Origin of the sequence: Kitasatospora sp. NPDC093679 (genome assembly GCF_040683455.1) — a bacterium.
Lineage (GTDB): Bacteria > Actinomycetota > Actinomycetes > Streptomycetales > Streptomycetaceae > Kitasatospora > Kitasatospora arboriphila.
Genome location: NZ_JBFBDW010000024.1, coordinates 35,749 through 62,149 on the forward strand (window position 1 = coordinate 35,749; position 26,401 = coordinate 62,149).

21 protein-coding genes are annotated in these 26,401 nt (G+C 73.2%); 12 read left to right on the forward strand and 9 right to left on the reverse strand.

Features of this window, described 5'->3' with window-relative positions; translation table 11 throughout:
- Positions 1–87: 87 nt before the first annotated feature.
- From AB0O09_RS20680 to AB0O09_RS20690, 3 genes are all read right to left on the reverse strand, one after another.
- On the reverse strand, positions 88–759 hold the full coding sequence (locus tag AB0O09_RS20680; protein ID WP_363543270.1) for an RDD family protein: 672 nt from the start codon (positions 757–759) through the stop codon (positions 88–90).
- A gap of 142 nt (positions 760–901) precedes the next feature.
- Positions 902–1,336, reverse strand: coding sequence for a DUF2752 domain-containing protein (locus tag AB0O09_RS20685; RefSeq protein WP_363543272.1), 435 nt, complete (start codon positions 1,334–1,336; stop codon positions 902–904).
- Positions 1,333–1,740: a hypothetical protein gene (locus AB0O09_RS20690; RefSeq protein WP_344623517.1), complete on the reverse strand. Its 408-nt coding sequence runs from the start codon at positions 1,738–1,740 to the stop codon at positions 1,333–1,335. The genes AB0O09_RS20685 and AB0O09_RS20690 overlap by 4 nt, the downstream gene beginning before the upstream one ends.
- A gap of 316 nt (positions 1,741–2,056) precedes the next feature.
- On the opposite strand from AB0O09_RS20690, the gene AB0O09_RS20695 reads away from it, so the two are divergent.
- The 7 genes from AB0O09_RS20695 (at position 2,057) to AB0O09_RS20725 (ending at position 9,049) form a co-directional block, all read left to right on the forward strand.
- Positions 2,057–2,911: a bifunctional methylenetetrahydrofolate dehydrogenase/methenyltetrahydrofolate cyclohydrolase gene (locus AB0O09_RS20695; protein WP_363543275.1), complete on the forward strand. Its 855-nt coding sequence runs from the start codon at positions 2,057–2,059 to the stop codon at positions 2,909–2,911.
- Between the two features lie 4 nt (positions 2,912–2,915).
- Positions 2,916–3,329 (forward strand): DUF3017 domain-containing protein, encoded by a 414-nt coding sequence (locus AB0O09_RS20700; RefSeq protein ID WP_344623519.1) that lies wholly within the window; start codon positions 2,916–2,918, stop codon positions 3,327–3,329.
- A 217-nt stretch (positions 3,330–3,546) separates the two neighbouring features.
- Entirely contained in the window at positions 3,547–4,539 is a 993-nt protein-coding gene (locus tag AB0O09_RS20705) for a malate dehydrogenase (protein ID WP_344623520.1), read from the forward strand.
- Between the two features lie 80 nt (positions 4,540–4,619).
- Entirely contained in the window at positions 4,620–5,933 is a 1,314-nt protein-coding gene (locus tag AB0O09_RS20710) for a hemolysin family protein (RefSeq protein ID WP_363543277.1), read from the forward strand.
- A gap of 30 nt (positions 5,934–5,963) precedes the next feature.
- Positions 5,964–7,001, forward strand: coding sequence for a tryptophan--tRNA ligase (trpS, locus tag AB0O09_RS20715; protein ID WP_363543278.1), 1,038 nt, complete (start codon positions 5,964–5,966; stop codon positions 6,999–7,001).
- A complete protein-coding gene (locus AB0O09_RS20720) occupies positions 7,001–7,579 on the forward strand; it encodes a 2'-5' RNA ligase family protein (RefSeq protein WP_363543280.1) in 579 nt (192 codons plus the stop codon). Before trpS ends, AB0O09_RS20720 begins: the two co-directional genes overlap by 1 nt.
- Positions 7,580–7,621: 42 nt before the next feature.
- Positions 7,622–9,049 carry a glycosyltransferase gene (locus tag AB0O09_RS20725; protein ID WP_363543282.1) on the forward strand — a complete coding sequence of 476 codons (1,428 nt, stop codon included), beginning with the start codon at positions 7,622–7,624 and terminating at the stop codon, positions 9,047–9,049.
- Between the two features lie 73 nt (positions 9,050–9,122).
- On the opposite strand, the gene AB0O09_RS20730 is transcribed toward AB0O09_RS20725, so the two are convergent.
- From AB0O09_RS20730 to AB0O09_RS20740, 3 genes are all read right to left on the reverse strand, one after another.
- Positions 9,123–10,664: a hypothetical protein gene (locus AB0O09_RS20730; RefSeq protein ID WP_363543285.1), complete on the reverse strand. Its 1,542-nt coding sequence runs from the start codon at positions 10,662–10,664 to the stop codon at positions 9,123–9,125.
- Positions 10,665–10,762: 98 nt separating this feature from the next.
- Positions 10,763–13,090 carry a CDP-glycerol glycerophosphotransferase family protein gene (locus AB0O09_RS20735; protein ID WP_363543287.1) on the reverse strand — a complete coding sequence of 776 codons (2,328 nt, stop codon included), beginning with the start codon at positions 13,088–13,090 and terminating at the stop codon, positions 10,763–10,765.
- 225 nt (positions 13,091–13,315) lie between these two features.
- Complete coding sequence (locus tag AB0O09_RS20740) at positions 13,316–16,873, reverse strand: bifunctional glycosyltransferase family 2 protein/CDP-glycerol:glycerophosphate glycerophosphotransferase (RefSeq protein WP_363543289.1); 3,558 nt, start codon at positions 16,871–16,873, stop codon at positions 13,316–13,318.
- 283 nt (positions 16,874–17,156) lie between these two features.
- Between AB0O09_RS20740 and AB0O09_RS20745 the strand changes: the two genes are divergently transcribed.
- The 3 genes from AB0O09_RS20745 to AB0O09_RS20755 all read left to right on the forward strand — a co-directional run bounded on the left by AB0O09_RS20745 (position 17,157) and on the right by AB0O09_RS20755 (position 20,414).
- The gene (locus AB0O09_RS20745) at positions 17,157–18,320 is read left to right on the forward strand and encodes a glycosyltransferase (RefSeq protein ID WP_363543292.1); all 1,164 of its coding nucleotides are present in this window, start codon (positions 17,157–17,159) and stop codon (positions 18,318–18,320) included.
- Between the two features lie 146 nt (positions 18,321–18,466).
- Entirely contained in the window at positions 18,467–19,378 is a 912-nt protein-coding gene (locus AB0O09_RS20750; protein WP_363543293.1) for a YhjD/YihY/BrkB family envelope integrity protein, read from the forward strand.
- Between the two features lie 157 nt (positions 19,379–19,535).
- On the forward strand, positions 19,536–20,414 hold the full coding sequence (locus AB0O09_RS20755; protein WP_363543295.1) for a class I SAM-dependent methyltransferase: 879 nt from the start codon (positions 19,536–19,538) through the stop codon (positions 20,412–20,414).
- A 34-nt stretch (positions 20,415–20,448) separates the two neighbouring features.
- Here the strand turns inward: AB0O09_RS20755 and AB0O09_RS20760 are convergent, their stop codons facing one another.
- Entirely contained in the window at positions 20,449–21,732 is a 1,284-nt protein-coding gene (locus AB0O09_RS20760) for a D-alanyl-D-alanine carboxypeptidase (RefSeq protein WP_363543297.1), read from the reverse strand.
- 127 nt (positions 21,733–21,859) lie between these two features.
- Between AB0O09_RS20760 and AB0O09_RS20765 the strand changes: the two genes are divergently transcribed.
- Together AB0O09_RS20765 and AB0O09_RS20770 are read left to right on the forward strand one after the other, a co-directional pair.
- Positions 21,860–22,114, forward strand: a complete 255-nt coding sequence (locus tag AB0O09_RS20765) for a hypothetical protein (RefSeq protein WP_363543299.1) — start codon at positions 21,860–21,862, stop codon at positions 22,112–22,114.
- Between the two features lie 87 nt (positions 22,115–22,201).
- Positions 22,202–23,791, forward strand: a complete 1,590-nt coding sequence (locus AB0O09_RS20770; RefSeq protein ID WP_363543302.1) for a hypothetical protein — start codon at positions 22,202–22,204, stop codon at positions 23,789–23,791.
- Positions 23,792–23,862: 71 nt separating this feature from the next.
- On the opposite strand, the gene AB0O09_RS20775 is transcribed toward AB0O09_RS20770, so the two are convergent.
- The gene (locus AB0O09_RS20775; RefSeq protein ID WP_263105034.1) at positions 23,863–24,636 is read right to left on the reverse strand and encodes a succinate dehydrogenase iron-sulfur subunit; all 774 of its coding nucleotides are present in this window, start codon (positions 24,634–24,636) and stop codon (positions 23,863–23,865) included.
- Complete coding sequence (sdhA, locus tag AB0O09_RS20780; protein ID WP_363543305.1) at positions 24,636–26,378, reverse strand: succinate dehydrogenase flavoprotein subunit; 1,743 nt, start codon at positions 26,376–26,378, stop codon at positions 24,636–24,638. Before sdhA ends, AB0O09_RS20775 begins: the two co-directional genes overlap by 1 nt.
- Positions 26,379–26,401 lie beyond the last annotated feature (23 nt).

The following is a 26,401-nucleotide window of genomic DNA, read 5'->3' on the forward strand; positions in this document are numbered from 1 at the left end:
TCTCATCCCCTTGCCCCGACCCGCGCGACCCCCCCCAACCCGCGGGGGGGGGGGGGCCTTCGGCGTTGCGGCCGGCGGGAGGGCCGATCACTGGGACTTGACGACCACCGAGCTCATGATCTTGTCGGCGAAGGTCTGCTTCTTGGCGTCCCACAGCGGCCACAGGTAGCCGAGGCAGCAGATGCCGTCGACGGCGTGGCAGATCTTGCGGACGAAGGCCATGCCGAAGCCCAGCGGCTGGCCGTCGGCCTCGCGCAGGACGCGGATGTTGACCATCTTCTTGCCCGGGGTCTGGCCGGTGGTGCCCTCGCGGTGGATCAGCCACAGGCCGCCCGCGATCGCCAGCAGCCAGCCGATGGCCATGATGGCCATGCCGGCGCCGGAGACGCCGCCGCCGGTGCAGCTGTAGGTGTAGGTGGTCGGGTCGGTGGTGCACTCCGCCTTGGAGATGCCGACCGCGGCACCGATGCCGTAGAAGATGCCGGCGGGCACGCCGACGATCAGGTAGTCGACGATGTACGCCGCCACCCGCGAACCCCAGCCCGCGTAGAACTGCTGCACCTGGGCCGCGTTGCCGTACGGGCCCGGCTGCGGCGGGATGCCGTAGCCGCCGGGGGCGCCGTAGCCGGGGGCCGGCGGCGGGGCCTGCTGCGGGTAGCCGTAGCCCGGCGCGGGCGGCGGGGCCTGCTGCGGGTAGCCGTAGCCCGGCGCGGGCGGCTGCTGGCTGTACGGGTTGTTCGGGTCGGGCGGGTAGCTCATCGAATGCCTCCGGGCAGGAAGGAGTGTGGACGGAACTGCAGGAAAACCCTGGGACGGACGGGCAGTTGAGGCACCGACCGGATGGGACACTAGCGGAGGGGCCTGACATCGGGAGGTCAATGCCCGTCAGGTCCCGCGGACTTCAGGGACGCGAGATGCCGAGTCGGTTCAGCTGCCACGTCCAGGCCAGCAGTAAGGCGGCGCCGATCACCGCGTTGCGCCGCTTGTTCGACAGCTCCCACCACCAGCGCCCCGGGCCGAGCGGTGCGAGCAGCAGCGCGAGCGCGGCCACCACGGTGACCGGGTTGGCGGCCAGCGCGGCCGCCCAGTTGCCGTGTCCGGCCTCGATGAAGACGGTGGTGCTGCCGCAGGCCGGGCAGGGGATGCCGGTGAAGCGGCGCAGCAGGCAGAGCACGCCGGGGTCGTGGGCGTCGTGCAGCTGGGCCACCGCGACCGCGGCGACCGCGCCGCCGGCTCCGCGCAGCAGCACCCGCATCAGCCCGCCCGACACCGTGCCGGCGGTCCGCCGCCAACGGGTCGTCAGCGCACCTGCGGACGGGGGCGCGGCGACGGTCACGGCTGGACGCTGAAGTAGAAGACCACGATCGCGATGGAGATCAGCACCGCGAGGACGTTCAGCACGATCCCGCCGATGGCCGCGTTGCGGCCGACGCCCGTCTGGTTCGACTTGTTCAGGCCGGCGATGCCGACGCCGAGGCCGATCAGGCCGAGGAAGCCGCCGTAGAAGCAGGACGTCAGGATGGCGACGAAGCCCAGCACCACGGACGCGGTGGCCGGCGAGTTCGCCTGGACGACCACCGGGCCGGCCGGGGCGTACGGCTGGGGCTGCTGCGGGTAGCCGTAGCCGGGCTGCGGCTGGGGCTGCTGGTACTGCGGTGCGCCGTACCCGGGCGTGCCGTAGGGCTGCTGCTGCGGCTGGCCGTAGCCGCCGTAAGGATCCGGCTGGTACGGATTGCTCACTGTGGTCTTCCCCCGACGATCGTCCCCCGTGGTCCCCGATGGCCTGTCACCAGGACGCGGGCAGCAGAGATTGCTCGGGCCATCGTGGTCGTTACCACGGCGCGCTGTCCAGCCGCGACCGCCCCGCGGACGCAACTGTGGCGCAACCGCAACCGGGCCGCGCACGCCCTGCCCGCCTTTGCGGCGGTTCGTTCCGGAGGCGCGCCGGCCGGGCCGCCCGGGGCACCGGGGCGGCGCGCACACCGAGGGCCGCGCCCCCGGGCGGCGGCCCGGCCCGCGGCGCGTCCGCCTCCGCCGATCCGGGACAATGGGGGCCATGACTGCCCAGATTCTCGATGGCAAGGCCACCGCCGCCGCGATCAAGTCCGAACTCGCCGTCCGCGTGGCGGCCCTCAAGGAGCGGGGCGTCGTCCCCGGCCTCGGCACCGTCCTGGTCGGCGACGACCCGGGCAGCCGCTGGTACGTCAACGGCAAGCACAAGGACTGCGCCGAGGTCGGCATCGCCTCCATCCAGCGCGAACTGCCCGCCACCGCCACCCAGCAGGACGTCGAGGACGTCGTCCGCGAGCTCAACGCCGACCCGGCCTGCACCGGCTACATCGTGCAGCTGCCGCTGCCCAAGGGCCTCGACCAGAACACCGTCCTGGAGCTGATGGACCCGGACAAGGACGCCGACGGCCTGCACCCGACCTCGCTCGGCCGCCTCGCCCTCGGCATCCGGGGCCCGCTGCCGTGCACCCCGCTCGGCATCGTCGAGCTGCTCCGCCGCCACCAGGTCGAGATCGACGGCGCCGAGGTGGTCGTGATCGGCCGCGGCGTGACCGTCGGCCGCTCCATCGGCCTGCTGCTGACCCGCCGCAGCGAGAACGCCACCGTCACCCTCTGCCACACCGGCACCCGGGACCTCGCCTACCACCTGCGCAAGGCCGACATCGTGATCGCCGCCGCCGGTGTGCCGCACCTGGTCAAGCCGGCCGACGTCAAGCCCGGCGCGGCCGTCCTCGACGTGGGCGTCAGCCGCAGCGAGGGCAAGATCGTCGGCGACGTGCACCCCGGCGTGGCCGAGGTCGCGGGCTGGATCTCCCCGAACCCCGGCGGCGTCGGCCCGATGACCCGCGCCATGCTGCTCAACAACATTGTCGAGGCGGCCGAGCGCCGCGCCGACGGCTGAGCCGATGGCCGTCGTGCGCGCCCCCCGCACCGGACGCCGTCCGCTGAAGACCACCGGCACCCTGCCGCCGGAGGGCTCGGCCGCGGCGCTCGGGCGCGGCCACTCGCTGCCGGTGCGGCAGTGGCCGATAACGCTCTGCCTCGCGGTGGCCGGGCTCGGTCTCGCCGTCATCTGGTTCGCCGATTTCAAGATCGGCCTGTTGATCGTCGGCCTGGCCCTGCTGCTGGGCGCCGCCCTGCGCGCCGCCCTGCCCGAGGTCGGCATGCTCGCGGTGCGCAGCCGGTTCACCGACGTCGGCGTGCTGACCTTCCTCGGCGGTGTGATCGTGCTGCTCACCCTGGTCGCGCAGCCCGATCCGTGGCTGCACCTCTCGTGGCTGGACGACATCGGGCGGCTGGTCGGCCGGCCCCGGCACTGACCCGGCGGGGGCGCGGGGCGGTCGCGGGACGGGCGGCCCCGCGCCCCGCCCCGACGGCGTGGCGCGCGCTGTGTGACGCAACAGCCACGCCCGGCGAGGCGGCATACCCTTGCCTTTGCGATAACCTGACGCAGGTCTCTCGACGTCGAGAGATCATCCTCGGCTCCAGTGCGCCGACGTGCCTGGGGCACCTGGCGATTTGCTGGAGAAGGTAGAAATGACTCGCACCCCCGTCAACGTCACCGTTACCGGAGCGGCCGGCCAGATCGGCTACGCCCTGCTCTTCCGCATCGCCTCGGGCCACCTGCTCGGTGCCGACGTCCCGGTGAACCTCCGCCTCCTGGAGATCCCGCAGGGCCTGAAGGCCGCCGAGGGCGTCGCGATGGAGCTCGACGACTGCGCCTTCCCGCTGCTGCGCGACATCACCATCACCGACCAGGCCGCCACCGCCTTCGACGGCGCCAACGTCGCCCTGCTGGTCGGCGCCCGCCCGCGCACCGCCGGCATGGAGCGCGGCGACCTGCTGCAGGCCAACGGCGGCATCTTCGGCCCCCAGGGCAAGGCCATCAACGACCACGCCGCGGACGACATCAAGGTCCTGGTCGTCGGCAACCCGGCCAACACCAACGCCCTGATCGCCCAGCGCAACGCCCCGGACGTGCCGGCCGAGCGCTTCACCGCGATGACCCGCCTCGACCACAACCGCGCCGTTGCCCAGCTCGCCAAGAAGGCCGGCGTCACCGTCGAGGACGTCAAGAAGGTCACCATCTGGGGCAACCACTCCGCCACCCAGTACCCCGACGTCTTCCACGCCGAGATCGCCGGCAAGTCCGCCTTCGAGGCCACCGGCTCCGACCAGGCCTGGGTCCAGGACTTCTTCATCCCGAAGGTCGCCAAGCGCGGCGCCGAGATCATCGAGGTCCGCGGCGCGTCCTCGGCCGCCTCGGCCGCCAACGCCGCCATCGACCACGTGTACACCTGGGTCAACGGTACCCCGGCCGGCGACTGGACCTCCATGGGCATCGTCTCCGACGGTTCCTACGGCGTGCCGGAGGGCCTGATCTCCTCCTTCCCGGTCACCACCGAGAACGGCACCTTCACGATCGTCCAGGGCCTGGAGCTCTCCGAGTTCGACCGCGCCCGCATCGACGCCTCCGTCAACGAGCTGGCCGAGGAGCGCGACGCGGTGCAGGAGCTCGGCCTCATCTGAGCCCCGCGGCCGACGCGGCCCGCACAGGAAGGACGGCCGGGTGCCCGGGGGGCGCCCGGCCGTCCTTCTACACTCCTGCCGTGACCGAAAACATCGAGGACGCCGCGCTCGTCCTCGTCTTCATCATGCTGGGCGGTCTGTTCAACGTCGCCGAGATCTCGCTGATCTCGCTGCGCGAGGGCCAGATCCGCGCCCTGGAGGCGGTCGGCACCCGGCGCGCGGCCCGGGCCGCCCACCTCGCGGCCGACCCCAACCGCTTCCTCGCCGCCGTCCAGGTCGGCGTGACCTGCATGGGCTTCCTCTCGGCCGCGTTCGGCGCCGACACCCTGGCCGGCAAGGTCGCCCCGCTCTTCGTCCGCCTCGGCCTCTCCGAAGGACTCGCCGACACCGTCGCCCTGGTCGGGCTCACCCTGGTCATCAGCTACGCCTCGCTGGTCCTCGGCGAGCTGACCCCCAAGCGGATCGGGCTGCAGCGGGCCGACTCCATCGCGGTGCTCGCCGCCCCGGTCGTCGACGTCATGTCGGTGGTGCTGCGCCCGGCGATCTGGGTGCTCGGCCTCTCCACCAACCTGATGGTGCGCCTGCTCGGCGGCGACCCGACGGCCGGCCGCGGCTCGATGAGCTCCGAGGAGCTGCGCGGCCTGGTCGCCGCCAACACCGAGCTGGGCAGCGACGAGCGCGCCCTGATCAACGACGTCTTCGCGGCCGGCGAACGCCAGCTGCGCGAGGTGATGAAGCCCCGCACCGAGGTCACCTTCCTCGACGCCGAGCGCCTAGTCTCCGAGGTCCGCCCGGAGACCGACTCCGCCCCGCACTCCCGCTACCCGGTCGTCGAGGGCTCCTACGACTCCGTCACCGGCTTCGTCCACGTCCGGGACCTCTACGGCGCCCGCGGCGCCAAGGCCGTGCGGGTGCGCGACCTCACCCGGCCGGTCAAGCTGCTGCCCGCCACCAAGCGGGTGCTGGAGGCCATGGGCGAGATGCGCCGCGAGGGCCACCACCTGGCGATCGTCGTCGACGAGTACGGCGGCACCGCCGGCATCGTCACCCTGGAGGACCTCGTCGAGGAGGTCATCGGCGAGATCCGCGACGAGTACGACGCCCTCGACACCACCGCCACCCGCCGGCTGGCCGGCGGCGGCATGGAGCTCGACGGCATGCTGAACCTCGCCGACTTCTCCGACGAGACCGGCGTCGTCCTGCCCGAGGGCCCGTACGAGACGGTGGCCGGCTACCTCGTCCGCGAGCTCGGCCGGCTGCCCGAGTCCGGCGACCAGGTCACCACCGAGGACGGGGTGCGCCTCACCGTCGCCAAGCTCGACGGCCGCCGGATCGAACGGATCCGGGTGAGTGCGGTCACACTGGCGGAACCTCCAGGGGCAGATGTTTCCTGAGCGGTCGGTGAAACTGGAACAATGGCCGACATGGTCAACGCAGCGGTCGCAGGTCCGGTCAAGGACCGTCCCCGGGTGCTCTCCGGCATCCAGCCCACCTCGGGCTCGTTCCACCTCGGCAACTACCTGGGCGCCGTCCAGCAGTGGGTCGCCCTGCAGGACGCCAACGACGCCTTCTACATGGTCGTCGACCTGCACGCGATCACCGTCGAGCAGGACCCGGCCCAGCTCCGCGAGAACACCCGGATCTCCGCGGCCCAGCTGCTCGGCGCCGGCCTCGACCCGGAGCGCTGCACCCTGTTCGTCCAGTCGCACGTGCCCGAGCACGCGCAGCTCGGCTGGGTCATGAACTGCCTCACCGGCTTCGGCGAGGCGTCCCGGATGACCCAGTTCAAGGACAAGTCCGCCAAGCAGGGCAGCGACCGCACCACCGTCGGCCTGTTCACCTACCCGATCCTGCAGATTGCGGACATCCTGCTCTACCAGGCCGACCTCGTCCCGGTCGGCGAGGACCAGCGCCAGCACCTGGAGCTCACCCGCGACCTCGCGGAGCGCTTCAACACCCGGTACGAGCCCACCTTCACCGTGCCGAAGGCGCACATCCTCAAGGAGACCGCCAAGATCCTGGACCTCCAGGACCCGACGGCGAAGATGAGCAAGTCGGCCTCCTCCGCCAAGGGCCTGGTCAACCTGCTCGACGACCCCAAGGCCAGCGCCAAGAAGTTCAAGAGCGCCGTCACCGACACCGGCACCGTCGTCTCCTACGACGAGGAGGAGAAGCCGGGCGTCTCCAACCTGCTGCGCATCCACTCCGCGCTCAGCGGGCAGTCGATCGAGCAGCTGGTCGCCCACTTCGAGGGCCGGATGTACGGCGCGCTCAAGACCGAGCTGGCCGAGCTCTTCACCGAGTGGGTCACGCCCTTCCAGGCCCGCACCCGGACCTACCTCGACGACCCGGCCGAGCTCGACCGGGTGCTCGGCCTCGGCGCGGAGAAGGCCCGCGAGGTCGCCTCGCAGACCCTCGCCACGGTCTACGACCGCATCGGCTTCCTGGCGCCCAAGCGCTGATGGCGCGCACCGCCGGAGCAGGCGCCGACGGCGGCGGCCCCCCGGAGTTCCGCGGACTCCCGGAGGCCGTCACCATCGGCGTGTCGATATCGGTGCCGGAGCCGTACGGCTCCGCCGTCCAGGACGCCCGCGCGGGCCACGGCGACCCGCACGCCCGGTCCATACCCACCCACGTCACGCTGCTGCCGCCGACCGAGGTGCCCACCGTGCGCCTGCCGGAGATCGAGGCGCACCTGCTCGGCGTCGCCGCCGCGCACCGGCCGTTCCCGATGCTGCTGCAGGGCAGCGGCACCTTCCGGCCGGTCTCCCCGGTGGTGTTCGTCCGGGTCGAGGGCGGCGCACAGGAGTGCCGCGAACTGGAGGCCGCGGTGCGCTCCGGGCCGCTCGCCCGCGAGCTGGCCTTCCCGTACCACCCGCACGTCACCGTGGCGCACGGGCTGCCCGAGGACATCCTCGACGAGGCCCAGGAGAAGGCCCGCGCCTTCCACGCCGCCTTCACCGTGCCCGGCTTCGGCCTCTCCCGGTTCGGCCCCGACGAGGTCTGGCGGCCCTGGCGCGACTACGCCTTCGGCGGGTAGCCGCGCCCGGGCGCCCGGGCGCGGCGACCTATCATGTCCCGCATGGTCGAGCAGGCGATACCCAAGGTCAGCGTGGTCATTCCGGTCTACAACGCGGTGGACCACCTCGACGAGTGCCTGGGTTCGATCCTCGACCAGACCCTCGGCCGCGACCTGCTGGAGGTCGTCGCGGTGGACGACGGCTCCACCGACGGCAGCGGCGCGGCACTGGACCGCTGGGCCGCCGAGCACCCGCAGGTCACCGTCGTCCACCAGCCCAACAGCGGCGCCCCCGGCGGCCCGCGCAACCGCGCGATCGCCCTCGCCCGCGGCGAGTTCCTCTTCTTCGCCGACCCCGACGACCACCTCGGCCCCGACGCCCTGCGGCGCATGGTCGACGCCGCCGAACGGGACGGCTCCGACGTCGTCCTCGGCCGGATCAGGGGCGTCGGCCGCAGCGCCGCCCGCATACCGTTCGAGACCGGCGTCACCACCGGCGACGTCCGCACCACCCGCGCCGTGTGGAGCCTGACCGCGCACAAGCTGTACCGCCGCTCCCTCGTCGCCGAGCACGGCCTGCGGTTCGCCGAAGGAGTCCGGCTCGCCGAGGAGCAGGCGTTCGTCGTCCCCGCCTACTTCCTGGCCCGCGCCATCTCGGTGGTCGCCGACTACGACTGCTACTACCTCGTGCAGCGCGACGGCTTCGACCACCTCACCCGGCAGGTGGTCGAGCCCGAGCCCTTCTACGCCCAGGTCCGCGGCGCCGTGGAGACGGTGCTCGCGCACACGGAGCCCGGCGCCGACCGGGACGGGCTGCTGCTGCGCTGGGTCCAGGAGGAACTGCTCAACCGGTTCCGCGGCGAGTTCCTCGACTGGTCCGACGACCTGCGCGAGCGGTACGCCCGCGAGTCCGGCGCGATCCTGGCCGAACTCGTCCCCGACTCGGCGCTCACCGCACTGCCGCCGCTCGACCGGATCCGCGTGCGGCTGCTGCGCGAGGGCCGGCGCACCGAACTCGAAGACCTCGCCCGCCTCCAGCAGGCCGGCTGCCCCGACCACGGCGCCGTCCACCGCGACGGCCGCGGCTACCTCGTCGAGACGCGCACCGCGCTGACCCTGCCGCCCGGCGCCTACGGCCCCGACCGGCCCCGGCAGAGCCTGCTGCTGCGGCGCACCGGCGGCGGACCGGAGGTCGAGCTCCCGCTGCCCGCCGAGGACGGCGGCCTCTTCACCGCCCGCGTCCACGTCGACCCGGCCGCCCTGCCCGCCCCGGGCAGCTGGCGCCTCCTGCTGCGCCTGCGGCTCGGGACGGGCACCTACGACATGCCGCTGCGCCCCGACGGCCTCGGCCCGGCCGGACGGGCCAGGCCCGCACTGACCGGCGGCCGACCGCGCGCGACCCGGATCCGCACCGACCGCAAGGGCGAGGCGCTGCTCGACGTCCTCTCGCCGCGCGCGGCGGCCGGCGCACTGCGCCGCCGACTGTTCTGAAACGCCTGCGGGCGCCGCCGCGGGCCGTACCGGTCCGCGGCGGCGCCCGCAGGTGCTGCTCGTGCCCGCAGCGCTACTTGCGCTCGCGGGCGCGGCGCGCCGCCGCGAACAGCCCGAGGCAGAGCGGCCCGATGAACAGCGGGGCCACGTTGTAGCGGAACAGCCCGGCGGGCGTGGAGACCATCAGCATCAGCTGCATGCCCAGCAGCACACCGGCCGTCCCCCACACCGCCCGGTTCCGGCGTCCCACCGCGTAGCAGGCGAGCGCCGCGTACGCCAGGTACGTCCAGGTGGCGCCGCGCCACAGCAGCGTGTCGAAGTGCCGGGCCTTCGAGAGGTTGGTGAGCCAGGTGGCGGCCAGGTTCAGGCTCTTCGACAGCGGGTGGCTGCGCAGCGCCGGGAGGTAGGGGCTGTCGGCCATCCGGCCGCTGATCTGCACCGCGCCGGCCGCGGGGTCGGCGGTCTCGGGGGCGGCGGCCCATCCCCACAGGTCACCGGGGCGCTCCAGCGGCGCGACGATGGTGGCGCCGGCGTCCACGCTCCAGTCGGAGAACGGGTCCCAGGCGATCGCGCCGCGGCACAGCCGGGCGTCGACGAGCACGTCGGGCCGCTTCTTGAAGACCTTCGTCCAGAGGCCGACCAGCTCGTCGTTGTGCTGCTGGGCGGCGTTCCGGTCGAACGGGGCCTTGCTGTTGGAGAGCAGGTCGGCGGTGCGGCAGTTGGCGCCGGTCTCCCAGGTGGACATCGGCGCGACCTCCGCCAGCAGCCGGCGGTCGGCGCCGCTGAACACCCACGGCACCTCCTTGTAGGCGACCGCGATGTCCGCGTAGTTCATGCCGAACACGGAGTTGGCCGGGGGCTGCGCGACACCGAGCATCCGGTAGCCGCCGAGCTGGGCGGCACCCGGCAGGACGACCGCGACCAGCGTCAGCACCGCCAACGACCTGCGGAGCCCGGGCAGGAACGGCAGCAGCACCAGGCCGGCGAAGAGCGCGACGATCAGCCCGTTGTTGCGGAACAGCCCGAGGCCCAGCAGACCGGCGGAGAACACCAGCAGGTCGAAGCGGTAGCCGCCGGGCCGCAGCCAGCGGCCGGGCTCCGGCGCGGTGCCGCGCCGGGCGACCAGCCGGGCCGCCGCGGCGAACACCAGCACCGCGCTGATGGTGAAGGGCACGTCCTTCCAGACGAACACCACGAAGGTCCCGGTCGGCGGCAGCGCGGCGGTGGCCAGCGCGGCGGGGACGCACCAGCGCGCCCGCACCCCGAGGTCCCGCACGGCCGCGCAGGTGTAGCCGAGCGCCACCGACATCACGGTCGTCTGCGCCAGCGTGAGCAGCGCGAACTTGCCCGGGAGGTGCAGCGCCAGCCAGACCGCGGCGTCGTAGAGCACCGAGTGGTCGGAGGTCCAGTGCCCGGTGGTGACCTGCCAGGTGTACATCACCGAGTCGTAGCTGAGCAGGCCCGGGTAGAAGGCCGCCCAGTAGAACAGCCAGATCACCTGGCAGCCGACCGTCACCAGCAGCGGCATGCGCCACCGCGGTGCGACCCGCCGGGCCGCCCGGTGGAGGCGCCGGCCGGCGGCGGGACCGACGGCGACGGCTGAGGTGTCCAGCACGGTTCACTCCGTATGGGGTTGCGGGGGCGGCGCGGAACGGGTGTCCGAGCGGTGCCACCCTATCGGGCGGGTCCCGGCCGGCCCCCGCGGCGGTGGCGTCAGCCGGCGAGCATCCGGTCGACGACCCGGGCGCTCGCCTTGCCGTCGTCCAGCACGCAGTGCAGTGCACGGAACGCCGCGTACCGCTCGGCGTGGTCCGCGGTGGCGGCCGTCACGTCGCGCAGCGCCTCGACCAGCTCCGAGGAGGTGTGGACCAGCGGTCCGGGGGCCTCGGTCTCGAAGTCGAAGTAGAAGCCGCGCAGGACGTCGCGGTAGCGCTCCAGGTCGTAGGTGAAGAAGAGGATCGGGCGGCCCGTGATCGCGAAGTCGAACATGATCGACGAGTAGTCGGTGACCAGCACGTCGGCGATGAGCAGCAGCTCCTGGACGTCCGGGTAGTCGCCGACGTCGTACAGGAAGCCGTCCCCGGCACCGGGCAGCGGCTCCCGGACGTGTGCGTGCGGGCGCACCAGCAACACGTGGTCCTCGCCGAGCGCGGCCCGGGCCGCCTCGGTGTCCAGCTGCAGGTCGAGGCGGAAGCCGGCGCCGTTGTCCCGCTGCTGGTCCTCGCGCCAGGTCGGCGCGTACAGCACGATCCGGCGGCCCTCAGGGATGCCGAGCCGGGCCCGGACCCGCGCCGCGAGGGCGTCGTCGCCGGTGGCCAGCAGGTCGTTGCGGGGGTAGCCGGACTCCAGGATCTCGCCGTCGTAGCGGAACGCCCGGCCGAGGATCGGGGTGGCGAACGGGCTGGGGGAGACCAGCACGCTCCAGTGCGGCGTCTCGTGGTCCAGCGCCTCCAGGTAGCCGGCGTCGGCCAGCCAGGCGTTCTCCACGTCGTGCGCGATCCGCTTGAGCAGCGAGCCGTGCCAGGTCTGCACGACCACCTGGCCGGGCCGGCGCTCGACGAAGTCCGGGAAGTGCGTGTTGCCGACCAGGTAGCGGCTGGTCGCCAGCGCCTCGTACCACTCGGGGCTCTGCACCCGCACCGTCCGCACCCCGGCCGGCACCTGCCCCTGGGCGTCGTTGACGGCCCAGATGTGCTCGACGTCGACGCCGCGGCGGACGAGCTCGCGGTGGATCGCGCCCGGGGAGTCGGCGTACCCGCGGCCGCCGAACACGTCGTAGAAGACCGCCTCGCGCAGCTCGCCGTGGCCGGCCGCCGGGTAGTCCACCGTCCGCAGCCTGTGCTGGGCGAAGGCGCTGCGCTCCTCGGCGGTCAGGACGGAGGAGGAGTCCACGAAGAGGGTGTCCAGCCAACGGCGTTCCAGCTTCACCGTCTTGGGGCCGACGGTGACCGCGGCCGGCAGGGCGTCGAAGGCGGCCGGCGCCACGGTCACCCGCCGTTCGGTGCCGTCGGCGGTGCGCAGCAGCAGCTCCCACACGCCCATCCGCAGCGGGAGGCGGTCGCCGCCGGCGGTGGCCGTCCCGGCGGGCAGGGTGACCCGGAAGCGCTCGGCGCTGGTCGCGGTGGCGGGGTGGCGCAGTTCGGCGGTGCCGTCCGAGTGCCGCAGCACGAGTTCCAGCGGGCCCTGGCCGGTCGTCGGGGTGGAGCCGCCGAGGACGAAGCCGTCCTGCAGCTCGGTGATCTCGTCGACCCGGGCGACGGGCGGGCGGACGGCGAGTTCGAGGGCGTCCCGGCGGTCCCGCGCGACGTGCAGCAGGTCCGCGGTGCCCGGCAGCGGGAACTGGCCGGTGACCGGGCCGCCCCGCTCGTCGACGACCAGCGGCTCGGTGCGGCCGTCGGCGTGCACCAGCTCGGCCTGCCACGGCTCGTCGGACTCCGCACCGCCGGTCAGCACCGCCAGCGGTATGCGGGCGGTGAAGCCCGCGCCGTCGGCGGTCAGGTCGACCACCGTCTCGGCGCCGCCCTCCGGGCGGTGGAGCCGGATCGCGGTGCGCCCGACCGCGCCGTCGACGGCGCCGGAGAGTTCGAGCGCGTCCTCGGTGAGGACGGCCGCGCGCACCCGGACGGGTATGCGCTCGACCCGCAGCCGCAGGTGCTTGGCGCGGAACACCGGGACCACCCGGACGTCGTCCGCGACCCAGTGCGCCGGCGGCGTCTCCGCGGTGCCGCACCAGTGGCCCTGGAACCCGCCCTGGCTGCGCCTGAGGCCGGTGAAGACCGTGGCGGACACCCGCCACTCGCCCTCCGTCCAGGTACCGCGGCGCCGGAACCGGGTCGGGTCGATCGCGGCCGTGAAACCGGCCCAGTCGTGGTTGAGCTCCGCCAGGCCGCTGTCCTCGGTGGACTCGGGGAGGTACACCGGGCTGGTGTTCACCCAACCGAACGCCCGGCTGCCGGTGCGGCGCAGCACCAGCAGGGTCCGGGCGCTGCCCCGGGTGGCCGAGGGCCGGTCCTGCGGGTGCGCGAACCCGGTCAGCAGCAACGTGTCGTCCTCCCAGCGCAGGGAGCGTATGACGGCACGCGGCTCGGTCGGCGACGGAGCGCCGGCGGATTTCACAGACACGGGAGGCGGCCCTTCACGGCGGGAGCCGGTCAGGAGGAGTGACCGGCGGACCCGGCCGCCGTCGGGCGGTCCGGGTCCGGGACATCTCACACCGTGACGCCCCCGCCGGTCAACAAACGCGGCGGGGGCGCCCGGTGGAGCGGATCAGCCCTCGTGCGCGAGCAGTCCGTCCACGACCCGGGCGCTCGCCCGGCCGTCGTCCAGGTGGCAGTAGGCCTCGCGGAAGGCCTCGTACCGGTCCGCGTACTCCTCGGTGACCTCCGCCGTCCGGCCGAGCGCATCGACGAGCGCCTCGGAGGTGCGCAGCAGCGGGCCGGGCGCGGTCGCCTCGAAGTCGAAGGAGAAGCCGCGCAGGTTGTCCCGGTAGTGCTCCAGGTCGTGCGTGAAGAACAGCATCGGCTTGCCGGTGACCGCGAAGTCGAACATGACCGAGGAGTAGTCCGTCACCAGCACGTCGGCGACGAGCAGCAGCTCCGCGGTGTCCGGGTAGGTGCTGACGTCCCAGACGAAGCCGTCGCCGGCGCCCGGCACCTGGCCGCACATCAGCGGGTGCCGCCGCACCAGCAGCACCTGGTCGTCGCCCAGGGCGGCCCGGGCCGCCGCCAGGTCGATCCGCAGGTCCAGCTGGTAGCCGTCCTGGGGGCGGCGCATGTCCTCGCGGAAGGTCGGCGCGTAGAGCACCACCTTCTTGCCGTCCGGCAGGCCGAGACGGGTGCGGACGAGTTCGGCGGTCTTCTCCCGGTCGGCGGCGAGCAGCACGTCGCTGCGCGGGTTGCCGGCCTCCAGGATCTCGCCGCCGTAGTCGAAGGCCCGCCGCAGCACCGGCGTCGAGAAGCCGTTGCCGGACACCAGCAGGCTCCAGTGCGGCACCTCGCGCCGCAGGTGCTTGACGTACTCGGCGTCGGTGAACCAGACCTTCTCGAAGTCCAGGCCGATCCGCTTGAGCGGGGTGCCCTGCCAGGTCTGCAGCACCGTCTGGCCGGGCCGCCGCTCGAAGAAGTCCGGCAGGTGCGCCTCGGTGACGACGTACCGGGCGGTGGCCAGCGCCTCGTACCACTCGGCGCTGTCCTGGCGCAGCGCCTCGACGGTGCCGGGCAGCTCGGCCTGCTGGTCGTCCACGCTCCACAGGTGGCGCAGCGGCAGGCCGCGCTGCAGCAGCTCCTCGTGCACCGCGCGCGGGGCGCCCGCGTACCGGTCGCCGTGCGAGGTGAGGTACAGCACCGTGTCGGTGACCGGGCGGGTGCGGGCCGCGGGGTACTCGTTGATCCGCAGCTGTCGGTGCCGGTAGCCGCTGCGCTCCTCCGGGAGGAGGTCGGAGTGGGCCAGCAGCGTCAGCGAGTCGTAGCCGCGGCGCTCCAGCACGACCCGCTTGCCGCGGGTCTCGGTCTCCACCGGCAGCGCGGCGTGGCAGCGCGGCGCGAGCAGGACCGGCGGCCACACCTCGTCGGCGGGCGCGCCGACCGGCCGCAGGAAGACCTCCCACAGGCCCCGGCGGAGCGGCACCTGGCCGGCGAAGGCCGCGGTCGGCACGGCCGGCAGCGCCGCCCGGAACCGCCCGTCGACGATCTCCACCGGGTAGCAGTGCTCCTCCTCGTGCCAGTCGTGGCGGATCACCAGCTCGTAGGTGTGGGTGCCGGGCAGCGGGAAGGTGCCGCTGAGCAGGAAGCCGTCCGTGCCGCGCGCGGTGACCTCCTCCACGACCGGCTGCAGCACCTGGTCGCTGAACTGCAGGTACCCGCTGGGGGAGGCCTTGGTGTAGAGCGCCCGGGTGTCGTTCTCGACGGGCAGGTCGAGTTCGACCACCGCGGTGCGCTCGTCGAGCACGACGGGCACCCGCTTGCCGTCGGCGAGCTGCAGCTCGGTGTCCCAGCGGTCGCGCAGGCGCTCGGCGGACGCCGGGTCGAGGGCGGCCCAGGCCTTGCGGACGGCCGTCATGTCGGCGACCGGGAAGTGTGCGGCGAACGGCACCTCGCGGCCCACCGGGGAGCCGAGCTCCAGCGGGAAGAGCAGCTCGCGGTCGGACTCCACGTGCAGCAGCCGCAGCCGGGCGTCGGCCAGGTCCAGACCGGAGGCGGCCCGGCCGCGGACGGTCACCGTGCCGTGCTCGGCCGTCACGCCGGCGGCGCGCGCCCGGACCTTCTCGACCCGCAGGTTGACGTGGTTGTCCTTGAGCCACGGCACGACCCGGACGTCGTCCTCGACCCAGTGCACCGGCGGGTACTCCGCCCGGTCGCTCCAGCCGCCGGAGATCCGGCCCTTGTACACGCCGCCCTTGCCGATGCCGGCGATCAGGACCCGCCAGGAGCCCTCGCGCCACTCGCCGCGGTGCTTCAGCCGCTTCGGGTCGATGACGGCGCGGAAGCCGGCCCAGTCGCAGCTGTACAGGTCGTGCGGGGAGCTGGAGGTGGCCTCCGGGCTGTACTGCGCCTTCGCGGGCAGGGCCAGCACCCGGCGGCCCTTGGCCTCGCGCAGGACCAGCACCTTGACCATGTCGCTGCGGTGCTCGGCGCCCAGGTGCTCGGGGAAGGCGTGCCCGGTGAGGTGCAGCTTGCCCTCCGTCCAGGAGGCGTCGTAGAGCCGGGTGCGCATCACCAGCGCGTTGTCCAGGCGCAGCACGTCCGCGGGCACGCTCTTGCGCCCGCCGCGCAGGAACGGGTAGTCGGCGAAGGGGCGCAGCAGGCCGCGCGCGGGCGCGGCGCCCTTGGTGTCCCGCTCGAAGCGGATCTGCTCGACCAGCTCGTCGATCCGGCCCTGCAGGGTCAGGTGGTACTTGAGGCGCAGCGGCGCGCGCAGCTTGCGGATCTGCTCTGGCCCGATGGCGCGCAGCAGCCGGCCGGCGCACTCCAGGTAGGCGTCCCGGTAGTCCGTGTCGCCGTCCAGGACGGACCCGAAGAACATCGGGATCTCCTCGACGAGGTTGTTCTCGTCGTAGGTGCGCAGGTAGCGCTTGAACTTCGGGTCGGTCTGCTCCAGCAGCCAGGCCCGCACCAGCTCCATCGAGGTGACCCGGTCGATCAGGCCCTTGGGGTTGGTCTTCATCTGCGTGATCGACATCTCGCCGACCTCGCGCTCGCGCCAGTGGTAGATCGGCTCGGAGAGCACGTCCACGCTGGTCGCCAGGTAGTGGTGCGGCACGCTCACCGGGGCGTCCTCGTACAGGATGCCCTCGGGGTAGAGGATGCCGGCGCCGTCGAAGAAGCTGCGGCGGTAGACCTTGTTCCAGGCCGTCCGGTCGGTGACCAGGGTCGGGATCTCGGTGACGTGCGTCCGCAGCCGGGTCTCCTTGAACGGCTTGCGGTGGCCGCCCGACTGGTAGTAGCCGACGGCCCGGAAGCGCTGGACGTTGCCGGTGCAGAAGTCCGAGCCGGTCTCGTCCAGGGTGCCGATCATCAGCTCGTAGGCGCTCGGCGGCAGGGTGTCGTCGCTGTCGACGAAGGCGAGGAACTCGGTGCCGTCGGCGATGTGCCGGTAGCCGGTGTTGCGGGCCGCGCCGAGGCCCTTGTTCTCCTGCCGGACGAGCCGGAACCGCGCGTCCTTCGCGGCGTAGGCCTCGGCGATGGCGGCGCTGCCGTCCTTGGACCCGTCGTCGACCATGACGCATTCCAGGTCGCTGAAGGTCTGGGCGGCGATGGAGTCCAGGCACTCCTCGAGGTAGCGCTCGACGTTGTAGATCGGGACGACGACGGAGAGGCGAGGGGCCATCGGGCGTGCGGGCCTTTCATCGGGGGCGTCGGGCCGCGGGCGAATCGGCACAGATGTACGGAGATCCTACCGTCCGTGGGCGTCCCGGCCCGGGAGCGGTCCGGGCCCGCCGGACGGTGCGGACGGGGGCGGCGGGCGCACGCCGCGGGTGTGCACTCCGCCCGCCCGGGGGTGCGCGCCCCCGGCTGCGGCGGCTACTCTGCCGCTGGCCGCGCGCCGGTTCCCGGGCGAGACCCGTCCGGAGATCACGGTCGACTGAGCGCCCCCTTAGAATGAGCTGCAAATGCCCCGCTTCAGCGTGATCGTCCCCGTCTACCAGGTCGAGGAGTACCTGGCCGAGTGTCTCGACTCGGTGCTGTCCCAGTCGTGCGCGGACTTCGAGCTGATCGCCGTCGACGACCGCTCGCCGGACGGCTGCGGGGCGATGCTGGACGAGGCCGCCGCGCGGGACGCGCGCGTCCGGGTGCTCCACCTCGACGAGAACGTCGGCCTCGGCCGCGCCCGCAACGCCGGCCTGGCCGTCGCCGCCGGCGACTACGTGATCTTCCTGGACAGCGACGACACCCTCACCCCCGGCCTGCTGCAGGCGATCGACGAGCGGCTGAGGGCCTGCACCGACCCGGACATCCTGGTCTACGACTACGCGCGCACCTACTGGGACGGCCGTGTGGTCCGCTCCGCCTCCGCCCCGCTGTTCGCCCGCTCCGGCCCCGACGTGTTCGACCTCGACGGCCGCCCCGACCTCCTCGACCTGCTCATGGTGGTCTGGAACAAGGCCTACCGCCGCGACTGGATCGACGCCGAGGGCCTCACCTTCCCCGCCGGGTACTACGAGGACACCCCGTGGACCTTCCCGGCGCTGCTCGCCGCCGGGCGGATGACGGTGCTCGACCGGGTCGGCGTGCACTACCGCCAGCGCAAGCAGGGCGGCAACATACTCGCCACGGTCAGCCGCAAGCACTTCGACATCTTCGACCAGTACGACCTGGTCTTCGCCTTCCTCGACCGGCGGCCCGACCTCGACCGCTGGCGGCCGGTGGTCTTCGCCCGGATGGTGCACCACCTCAACACCGTGGTCAGCCGCCCCGACCGGGTGCCGCCCGGCGACCGCCGGGAGTTCTTCCGCCGCGCCGCCCAGCACTGCGCCCGGCTCCGCCCGGCCGACTACAAGCCCGCCGCCGGTGCCGAGGGCGTGCGCACCGAGCTGCTCAGCCACGGCCACTACCTGACCTACCAGAGCGTCCGCGCCCTCGCCCGGACGCGGCAGCTCGCCGCCCGGGCCGCACGCCGGGCCAAGCGCGCCGCGAGCGTCCGCGACGCCACCCCCGTGCAGGGCCGCCCGGCGGCGCCGCAGGCCGGCCAGGAGGCCCGGCCGGCCCCGTCCGGGCAGTCCGCCGCCCGGACGGACGGCACCGCCTCGGACGTCGGCACCCCCACCGGTTCCTGACCCCGTCCTGCCCCCGGCGGCCCGGCTGTAGGCCAGCCAGGGTCAGCCCGCCCGGCGCGCCGACGCGTCCGGCCGCACCTGATCACCGCGCACGGTATACAGGACCGGTCGTCGCTCGTTCAGGTGATCCCGAGGGGGGTGGGCCCGTGGACTTCCTCACCCGTCTCCCGGTCGTCGGTCCGCTGCTGGCCCGGCTGATGCGCAGCCGCGCCTGGCAGGCCTACCAACTGTTCGGCGACACCCAGGGCAACCGGCTGGCGGGCGCCGTCACCTTCTTCGGCTTCCTCGCGCTCTTCCCGCTGCTCACCGTGGCCCTGGCGATCGCCGCGGCGGCCCTCTCCCAGCAGCGCGTGGACGAACTCCAGAAGGACATCGCCGACCAGGCCTCCGGCCTCTCCGACGCGATCGACCTGAACTCCCTGGTGGACAACGCGGCCACGGTCGGCGTGATCAGCGGCGTGGTGCTGCTGCTCTCCGGGCTCGGCTGGGTGGAGACCATGCGCGGCTCGGTCCGGGCGATCTGGCGGCTGCCCCAGGACCCGGGCCGGGTGTTCGTCCGCAAGGCCTGGGACTGCGTCGTCCTGCTCGGCCTCGGCGTGGTCTGCCTGCTGTCGCTCGGCGTGTCCGCCGGCGCCACCACGCTCGCCCGGCGGCTCGCCGACGCGATCGGGCTGACCGGCGGCGCGGGCCGCGCCGTGCTGACGGTGGTCGGCTTCCTCGTCGCCGTCGGCGCCGACCTGCTGCTCTTCGCCTACCTGCTCGGGCCCTTCCCGAGGATCACCGACCAGTCCCGCCGTGCCCTGTTCGGCGGTGCGCTGATCGGCGCGGTCGGCTTCGAGGTGCTGAAGGTCGCGCTGTCCTCCTACCTCGGCTCGGTCGCGGGCCGCAGCCTCTACGGCGCCTTCGGCGTCCCGGTCGCGCTGCTGCTCTGGATCGACTTCGTCGCCCGGCTCCTGCTGTACTGCGCGGCCTGGACGGCCCTCGCCGACCCGGCCGCCGCCCGGATGCGCGCACGCGAACAGGGCCGCAGGCTGATCGAAGCGTCGGCCGAGAAGTGAGATCGTGCCCCTGTCGGGCACACTCGGACGTGACTAGGATCACGTCCACGTCTCATCCGGTTCTCATCCGGTCCTCATCAGGCTGTCGCCCACGCACACCCCCGCCGGCGGGAGCCCCGCATCGCGCCACCCGTCCGCCGCACCCATGGAGCCCCCCGTGACCAGCGCAGACACCGTCACCGCCACCCCCGTCCCACGTACGCTGGACGACGTACCAGGGTGGTTCTGGAAGGCGGACCAGGAGATCTTCGGCTGGCTGCTCCGCCGCCAGACCGCCGCCGGCACCGGCGGCGACCTGCTGGAACTCGGCGCCTACCTCGGACGCAGCGCCGTCGTCCTGGGCCAGTACCTGCAGCCCGGCGAGACCTTCACGGTCTGCGACCTGTTCGACTCCGACGCCCCCGACGCCGACAACTCGGCCGAGATGGCCATGTCCTACCGCAAGACCCTCACCCGGCAGGCCTTCGAGGCCAACTACCTCGCCTTCCACGAGGAGCTGCCGGTGATCGTCCAGGCGCCGACCTCGGTGCTCGCCGACGGCCGCGTCCCGGCCGGCTCCTGCCGCTTCGTCCACGTCGACGCCTCGCACCTGTACGAGCACGTGGCCGGCGACGTCCTGGTCGCCCGGGACGTCCTGGCCAAGGACGGCGTGGTCGCCTTCGACGACTACCGGGCCCCGCACACCCCCGGTGTCGCCGCCGCCGTCTGGGAGGCCGTCTTCGACCTCGGCCTCAAGCCGGTCTGCCTCACCCCGGAGAAGTTCTACGGCACCTGGGGCGACGCCGAGGCCGTCCAGAAGGACCTGCTCGCCCGCGACTGGCGCGCCGAGGGTTTCCGGATGGACGACGAGCAGATCGCCGGCCACACCTGCTACCGGCTGGCCTTCGACGGGCCCCAGCCGAACGGCGCCCCGCAGACCCGCACGGCCCCGGAGCGCTCCACCGCCCGCCGGATCGCCATCGACGTGCTGCCGCCGTTCGCCACCCGGGCCGCCCGCAAGGCGCTGCGCGCCGCCCGGGCCCGCGGCACCCGCTGACCGACCCCGCCGGGACGGGGGCGGCGCGGCGCCGTCAGCGCCGTCGCACCGCCCCCGTGCCCGCCCAGCGGCGCAGCGCCGGCCGCAGCGACAACCGTCCGGCCCGGTCCCGGCGCAGCCGCAGCGCGGCTGCCGCGGCCGCCGCCGTGCACAGGCCCGCGGCCAGCATCCCCGCCGTACCGCCCGAGTGCCGGGCGTGCTCCGGCTGCCGCGCGTCCGCCGGCGCGGCGACCGGCGGCGCCGCCGGCACCGACCGCGGCGGGCTCGGTGCGGCCGAGGGCACGGTGTCCGGAACCGGGTTGGGCCTCGGCTCCGCCGTCGGGGCCGCCGCCCCGACCGCCGAGGTGTCCTCGGCCAGCTCGCCGACCGGGTTCACCCGGTCGGCCGCGGCGAAACCCCAGTCGAGCAGGGCCGCCGCCTCGTCGTACACCTTCTGGTAGGTCGTCGTGTGCATCACGGTGACCAGCAGCAGCCGGCCGTCCCGCTCGGCCGCCCCGGTGAAGGTCGACCCGGCGTTGGTGGTGTAGCCGTTCTTCACCCCGATCAGCCCCGGGTACGTGCCCAGCAGCCGGTCGGTGTTGGCGATCCCGAAGCTGCCGCGCTGCCCGGTCGCCCGGTCCACCGCACCGGGGAACTGGGCGTCCCGGGTCGAGCAGTACGCCCGGAAGTCCGGGTTGCGCAGCCCGGCCCGGGCGAACAGCGTCAGGTCGTACGCCGAGGAGACCTGGCCGTCCTGGTCGTAGCCGTCCGGGGTGACCACGTGGGTGTCGCGCGCCTGCAGCGCGTCCGCCCTGGCCTGCATCTGGGCGACCGTCCGGTCGATGCCGCCGTTCATGTGGGCGAGCACGTGCACGGCGTCGTTGCCCGAGCTCAGGAAGACCCCCCGCCACAGGTCCTCGACCTTGTAGTCGAGGTCCTCCTTGATCCCGACCAGGCTGCTTCCCGCCCCCAGCCCCGCCAGCTCCTCCGGGGCGACCCGGTGCACCGCCTCCCGGTCCAGCTTCGGCAGCACGGTGTCCGCGAACAGCATCTTCAGCGTGGACGCCGGCGGCAGCTCGGCGTGCGCGTTGTACGAGGCCAGCACTTCGCCCGAGGTGCCGTCCGCGACCAGCCAGGACCGCCCGGTGAGGTTCCCGGGCAGCGCCGGCGCGTCCGACCGGGGCGCCACCTGCACCCCCGGCCGGGCCAGCCGCTCACCGCCGACCACCTCGGCGGCGGCCCGCGGCCGGGCGGCCGCCGGGGCGGACGGAGCGAGGGCGAACAGGCCGGCTGCGGCTGCGGCGGCACATCGGTGCGCGAAGTGACGGTCGATCAGCATTGCCGGAACGTACCCGCACGCCCCCGCCCCGCCGCCCCGCCGCCGACGACTCCCCCCGAACGGATGCGCCCGGCCGGGCTGCGCATACTGGACGGGCAGCACCTCCGATGCCCCGCGAAGGATCCCGATGAAGCTCAGCCGCCGCACGTCCTGGTTCCTCACCGCCTTCGGCGTGTGGTCCCTGATCATCTGGACGACCTTCGTCAAGAACCTCTGGAAGGACTCCGGCGGGCAGGCCTTCGTGAACGGCGACCACTCCCAGCCGACCGCCTTCTTCTGGGTGCACCTGCTGCTGGCCGTGACCTCGCTGGTGCTCGGCGTCGCGGTCGGCGCCGTCGGCGTGCGCGGCATCCGCGGCCTGCGCGAGCGCACCGCCGACTGACGCCGAAACCCATTGCCCGGCGGAGAGTTCGGCTGGAATGATCTCCGCCGTGTGCGCACCGTGCGTACGCGCGTGCGTCTCCTCGGGATGGGTCACACAGTGTTCCGTACGGTCTCTCCGCGCCTGCTGGCCCCGGCCGCCGGCATCGCCCTCGCCACCGGCCTGCTGGCCGCACCGGCGGCCACCGCCGCCACGGACGGCAGGGCCACCGACCCCGCCGTCGTGCCGAGCCCGGGCTTCTTCGGCACCGGCGTCCGCACCGACGCCTGCGACGGCACCACGGCGCCCGGCTGGATCGCCACCGCCGCACCGGCCCTCACCGCCCGCACCACCGCGGACCGGGCGCGCTTCAAGGTCTGGGACGAGACGGGCAGCAAGGTCTTCGACGGCGAGGGCGACGCGGTCGACGGCACCGCCACCGCACGGCCCACCGGCCTCACCGAGGGCCGCACCTACACCTGGCAGGCCAAGGGCACCGGCGGCGGGGCCCCGACCGCCGAGTGCCGGTTCCGGATCGACACCACCGCGCCGGCCCTCACCGTCGACTCGGCCGACTTCCCGGCCTCCGACAGCGGCCGGACCCCGCAGAAGTACGCCGGCCAGACCGGCACCTTCACCGTCGCGGGCAGCGACGCCGCCTCCGGCGTGGCCTGCTACCGGTACGTACTGAACGGCACCCCGAGCGTCGGCAACGACTGCACCGGTGCCGTGCGGCCCGCCGCGGACGGCACCGCCACCCTCACCCTGAAGCCGACGGACTGGGGCACCAACATCCTCACGGTCCAGGCCTTCGACGAGGCCGGCAACGCCTCCCGGCCGGTCAGCCACACCTTCTACGCGCCGTGGAACCCCGCTCCGCCGCCGAGCGCCCCGGGCGACGTCGACGGCGACGGCGTGCCGGACGTCCTCGTCCCCGGCAGCGACGGCTCCCTGCAGATCGTCAGCGCCGCGGCCGACAGCACCGCCTCGGCCACCGCCCTCCCCGCCACCCTCGCCCCCGACCGGACCGACTGGTCCGCCTACCGGCTCGCACACCGCGGCTGGGACCCGGGCAGCCACGGCCCGGTCGACGACCTGCTCGCCCACCGGCCCGGCGGGGCGGCGCTGTACCTGTACCCGAACGTCGACCAGGGCGCCTTCCGGCACGGTGCCACCCTGGTGGACCGCCCGGAGTCCGCCGACCCGGCCTTCACCGCCGACTGGTCGCACACCGAGCAGCTCGTCGCGCTCGGCTCGCTCGACGACCACCAGCAGAGCTCCCTGCTGACCGTCGAGGACGGCGACCTCTGGCTGCTCACCGACCCCGGCTTCGACTACGGCTACCAGACCGTCAAGCGCCTCTCCACCAACGGCGCCTGGGCCGGCTACGACGTGGTCGCGCCCGGCAAGGCGGCCGACGGCAGCCTCGCCCTGTGGTCCCGCGAGCGGGCCACCGGCACCCTGCGCACGTACCCGATCGCGAAGCAGGCCGACGGCACGTACGACTTCTCCGCGCTCGCCGACCCGTCCGCCGGCACCGCCGTCGGCACCTTCCCGGCCGCCGAGTACCCGCTGCTCGGCAGCTCCGGCGACGGCGACGGCGACGGCCGCCCCGACCTGTACGCCGTCACCGCCGCCCGCCACCTGCTGACCTTCGACGGCACCGCCGCCCCGAAGGACCTGGGCGCCCTGCGCTGAACCCCGCACGGCAGAACGCCCGAGGGCCCGACCGGACGTCCGGTCGGGCCCTCGGGCGTTGCCGCGGGCGCTCAGAAGCGGCGGGTGACCAGCGCGCGCTTCACCTCGGCGATCGCCTTGGTGACCTCGATGCCGCGCGGGCAGGCCTCCGAGCAGTTGAAGGTGGTGCGGCAGCGCCACACGCCCTCACGGTCGTTCAGGATCTCCAGCCGCTGCTCCGCACCCTCGTCGCGCGAGTCGAAGATGAAGCGGTGCGCGTTGACGATCGCGGCCGGGCCGAAGTACTGGCCGTCGTTCCAGAACACCGGGCAGGACGACGTGCACGCGGCGCACAGGATGCACTTGGTGGTGTCGTCGAACCGCTCGCGGTCCTCCTGGGACTGCAGGCGCTCGCGCGTCGGGTCGTTCCCCTTGGTGATGAGGAACGGCATGACGTCCTTGTACGCCTGGAAGAACGGGTCCATGTCGACGATCAGGTCCTTCAGGACCGCGAGGCCCTTGATGGGCTCGACCGTGATCGGCTTCTCCGGGTTGACGTCCTTGATCAGCGTCTTGCAGGCCAGCCGGTTGCGGCCGTTGATCCGCATGGCGTCCGAACCGCAGATGCCGTGGGCGCACGAGCGGCGGTACGTCAGGGTGCCGTCCTGCTCCCACTTGACCTTGTTGAGGGCGTCCAGGACGCGCTCCTTCGGGTCCATCAGCAGCTGGTAGTCCACCCACACCGGGTCCGGGTGCTCCTCCGGGTTGAACCGGCGGATCCGCAGGGTGACGTTGATCAGCGCGGTCGCGCCCGCCTCGGCCGCGTCCAGAGCGGCCGAGTGCTTCTCCAGGGTCGGAGTGCTCATCAGTACTTACGCTCCATCGGCTGGTAGCGGGTCTGCACGACCGGCTTGTAGTCGAGGCGGACGGAGGTGCTGCCGTCGGCGGCCTCCTCGCGGTACGCCATGGTGTGCTGCATGAACTTCACGTCGTCGCGGGTCGGGAAGTCCTCGCGGTAGTGACCGCCGCGGGACTCCTCGCGGGCCAGCGCCGAGACGACCGTCACCTCGGCCAGGTCGAGCAGGTTGCCCAGCTCGATGGCCTCCAGCAGGTCGGTGTTGAAGCGCTCGCCCTTGTCCTGGATGGCGACGTTCTTGTACCGCTCGCGCAGCGCGGCGATGTCGGCGACGGCCTGCTTGAGGGTGTCGCCGGTGCGGTACACGGACGCGTTGGCGTCCATGCTCTCCTGCATCTCCTTGCGGAGCTGCGCCACCGACTCGGTGCCGGTCGACTCGCGCAGCGAGTCGACCATGTTCTGCACCAGCGCGGCCGGGTTCTCCGGCAGCGGCACGAACTCGTTGTTCGCGGCGAACTCGGCGGCGGCGAGGCCCGCGCGGCGGCCGAACACGTTGATGTCCAGCAGCGAGTTGGTGCCCAGGCGGTTGGCGCCGTGCACCGAGACGCAGGCGACCTCGCCGGCGGCGTACAGGCCGGGGACGACCTCGGTGTTGTTCAGCAGCACCTCGCCCTCGACGTTGGTCGGGATGCCGCCCATGCCGTAGTGCGCGGTGGGCTGGATCGGGATCGGGTCCGTGTAGGGCTCGATGCCGAGGTAGGTGCGCGCGAACTCGGTGATGTCCGGCAGCTTGGCGTCCAGCTGCTCCGGCGGGAGGTGCGTCAGGTCCAGGTAGACGTGGTCGCCGTCCGGACCGCAGCCGCGGCCCTCGCGGATCTCGCTGTAGATCGCGCGGGAGCAGACGTCGCGGGAGGCGAGGTCCTTCATGACCGGTGCGTAGCGCTCCATGAAGCGCTCGCCGTCCTTGTTGCGCAGGATGCCGCCCTCGCCGCGGGCGCCCTCGGTGAGCAGGATGCCCATGCGCCAGATGCCCGTCGGGTGGAACTGGAAGAACTCCATGTCCTCCAGCGGCAGGCCCCGGCGGTACGCCACGGCCTGGCCGTCACCGGTCAGGGTGTGCGCGTTCGAGGTGACCTTGAACATCTTGCCGGTGCCGCCGGAGGCGAAGACGACCGCCTTGGCCTGGAAGACGTGGATCTCGCCGGTGGCCAGCTCGTAGGCGACGACGCCGGCCGTGCGGCCCTCGTTGATCAGCAGGTCGAGGACGTAGAACTCGTTGAAGAACTCGACGCCGTGCTTGACGCAGTTCTGGAACAGCGTCTGGAGGATCATGTGACCGGTGCGGTCGGCCGCGTAGCACGAGCGGCGGACGGGCGCCTCGCCGTGGTTGCGCGAGTGGCCGCCGAAGCGGCGCTGGTCGATCCGGCCCTGGTCGGTGCGGGAGAAGGGGAGACCCATCTTCTCCAGGTCGATGACCGCGTCGATGGCCTCCTTGCACATGATCTCGGCGGCGTCCTGGTCGACCAGGTAGTCACCGCCCTTGACCGTGTCGAAGGTGTGCCACTCCCAGTTGTCCTCCTCGACGTTGGCGAGGGCGGCGCACATGCCGCCCTGGGCCGCGCCGGTGTGGGACCGGGTGGGGTAGAGCTTGGTCAGCACCGCGGTGCGGCTGCGCTGCGTCGACTCGATGGCCGCACGCATGCCCGCGCCGCCGGCGCCGACGATGACCGTGTCGTACTGGTGAATCTGCATGGGGGTAAGCGCCTCTGGCTCTG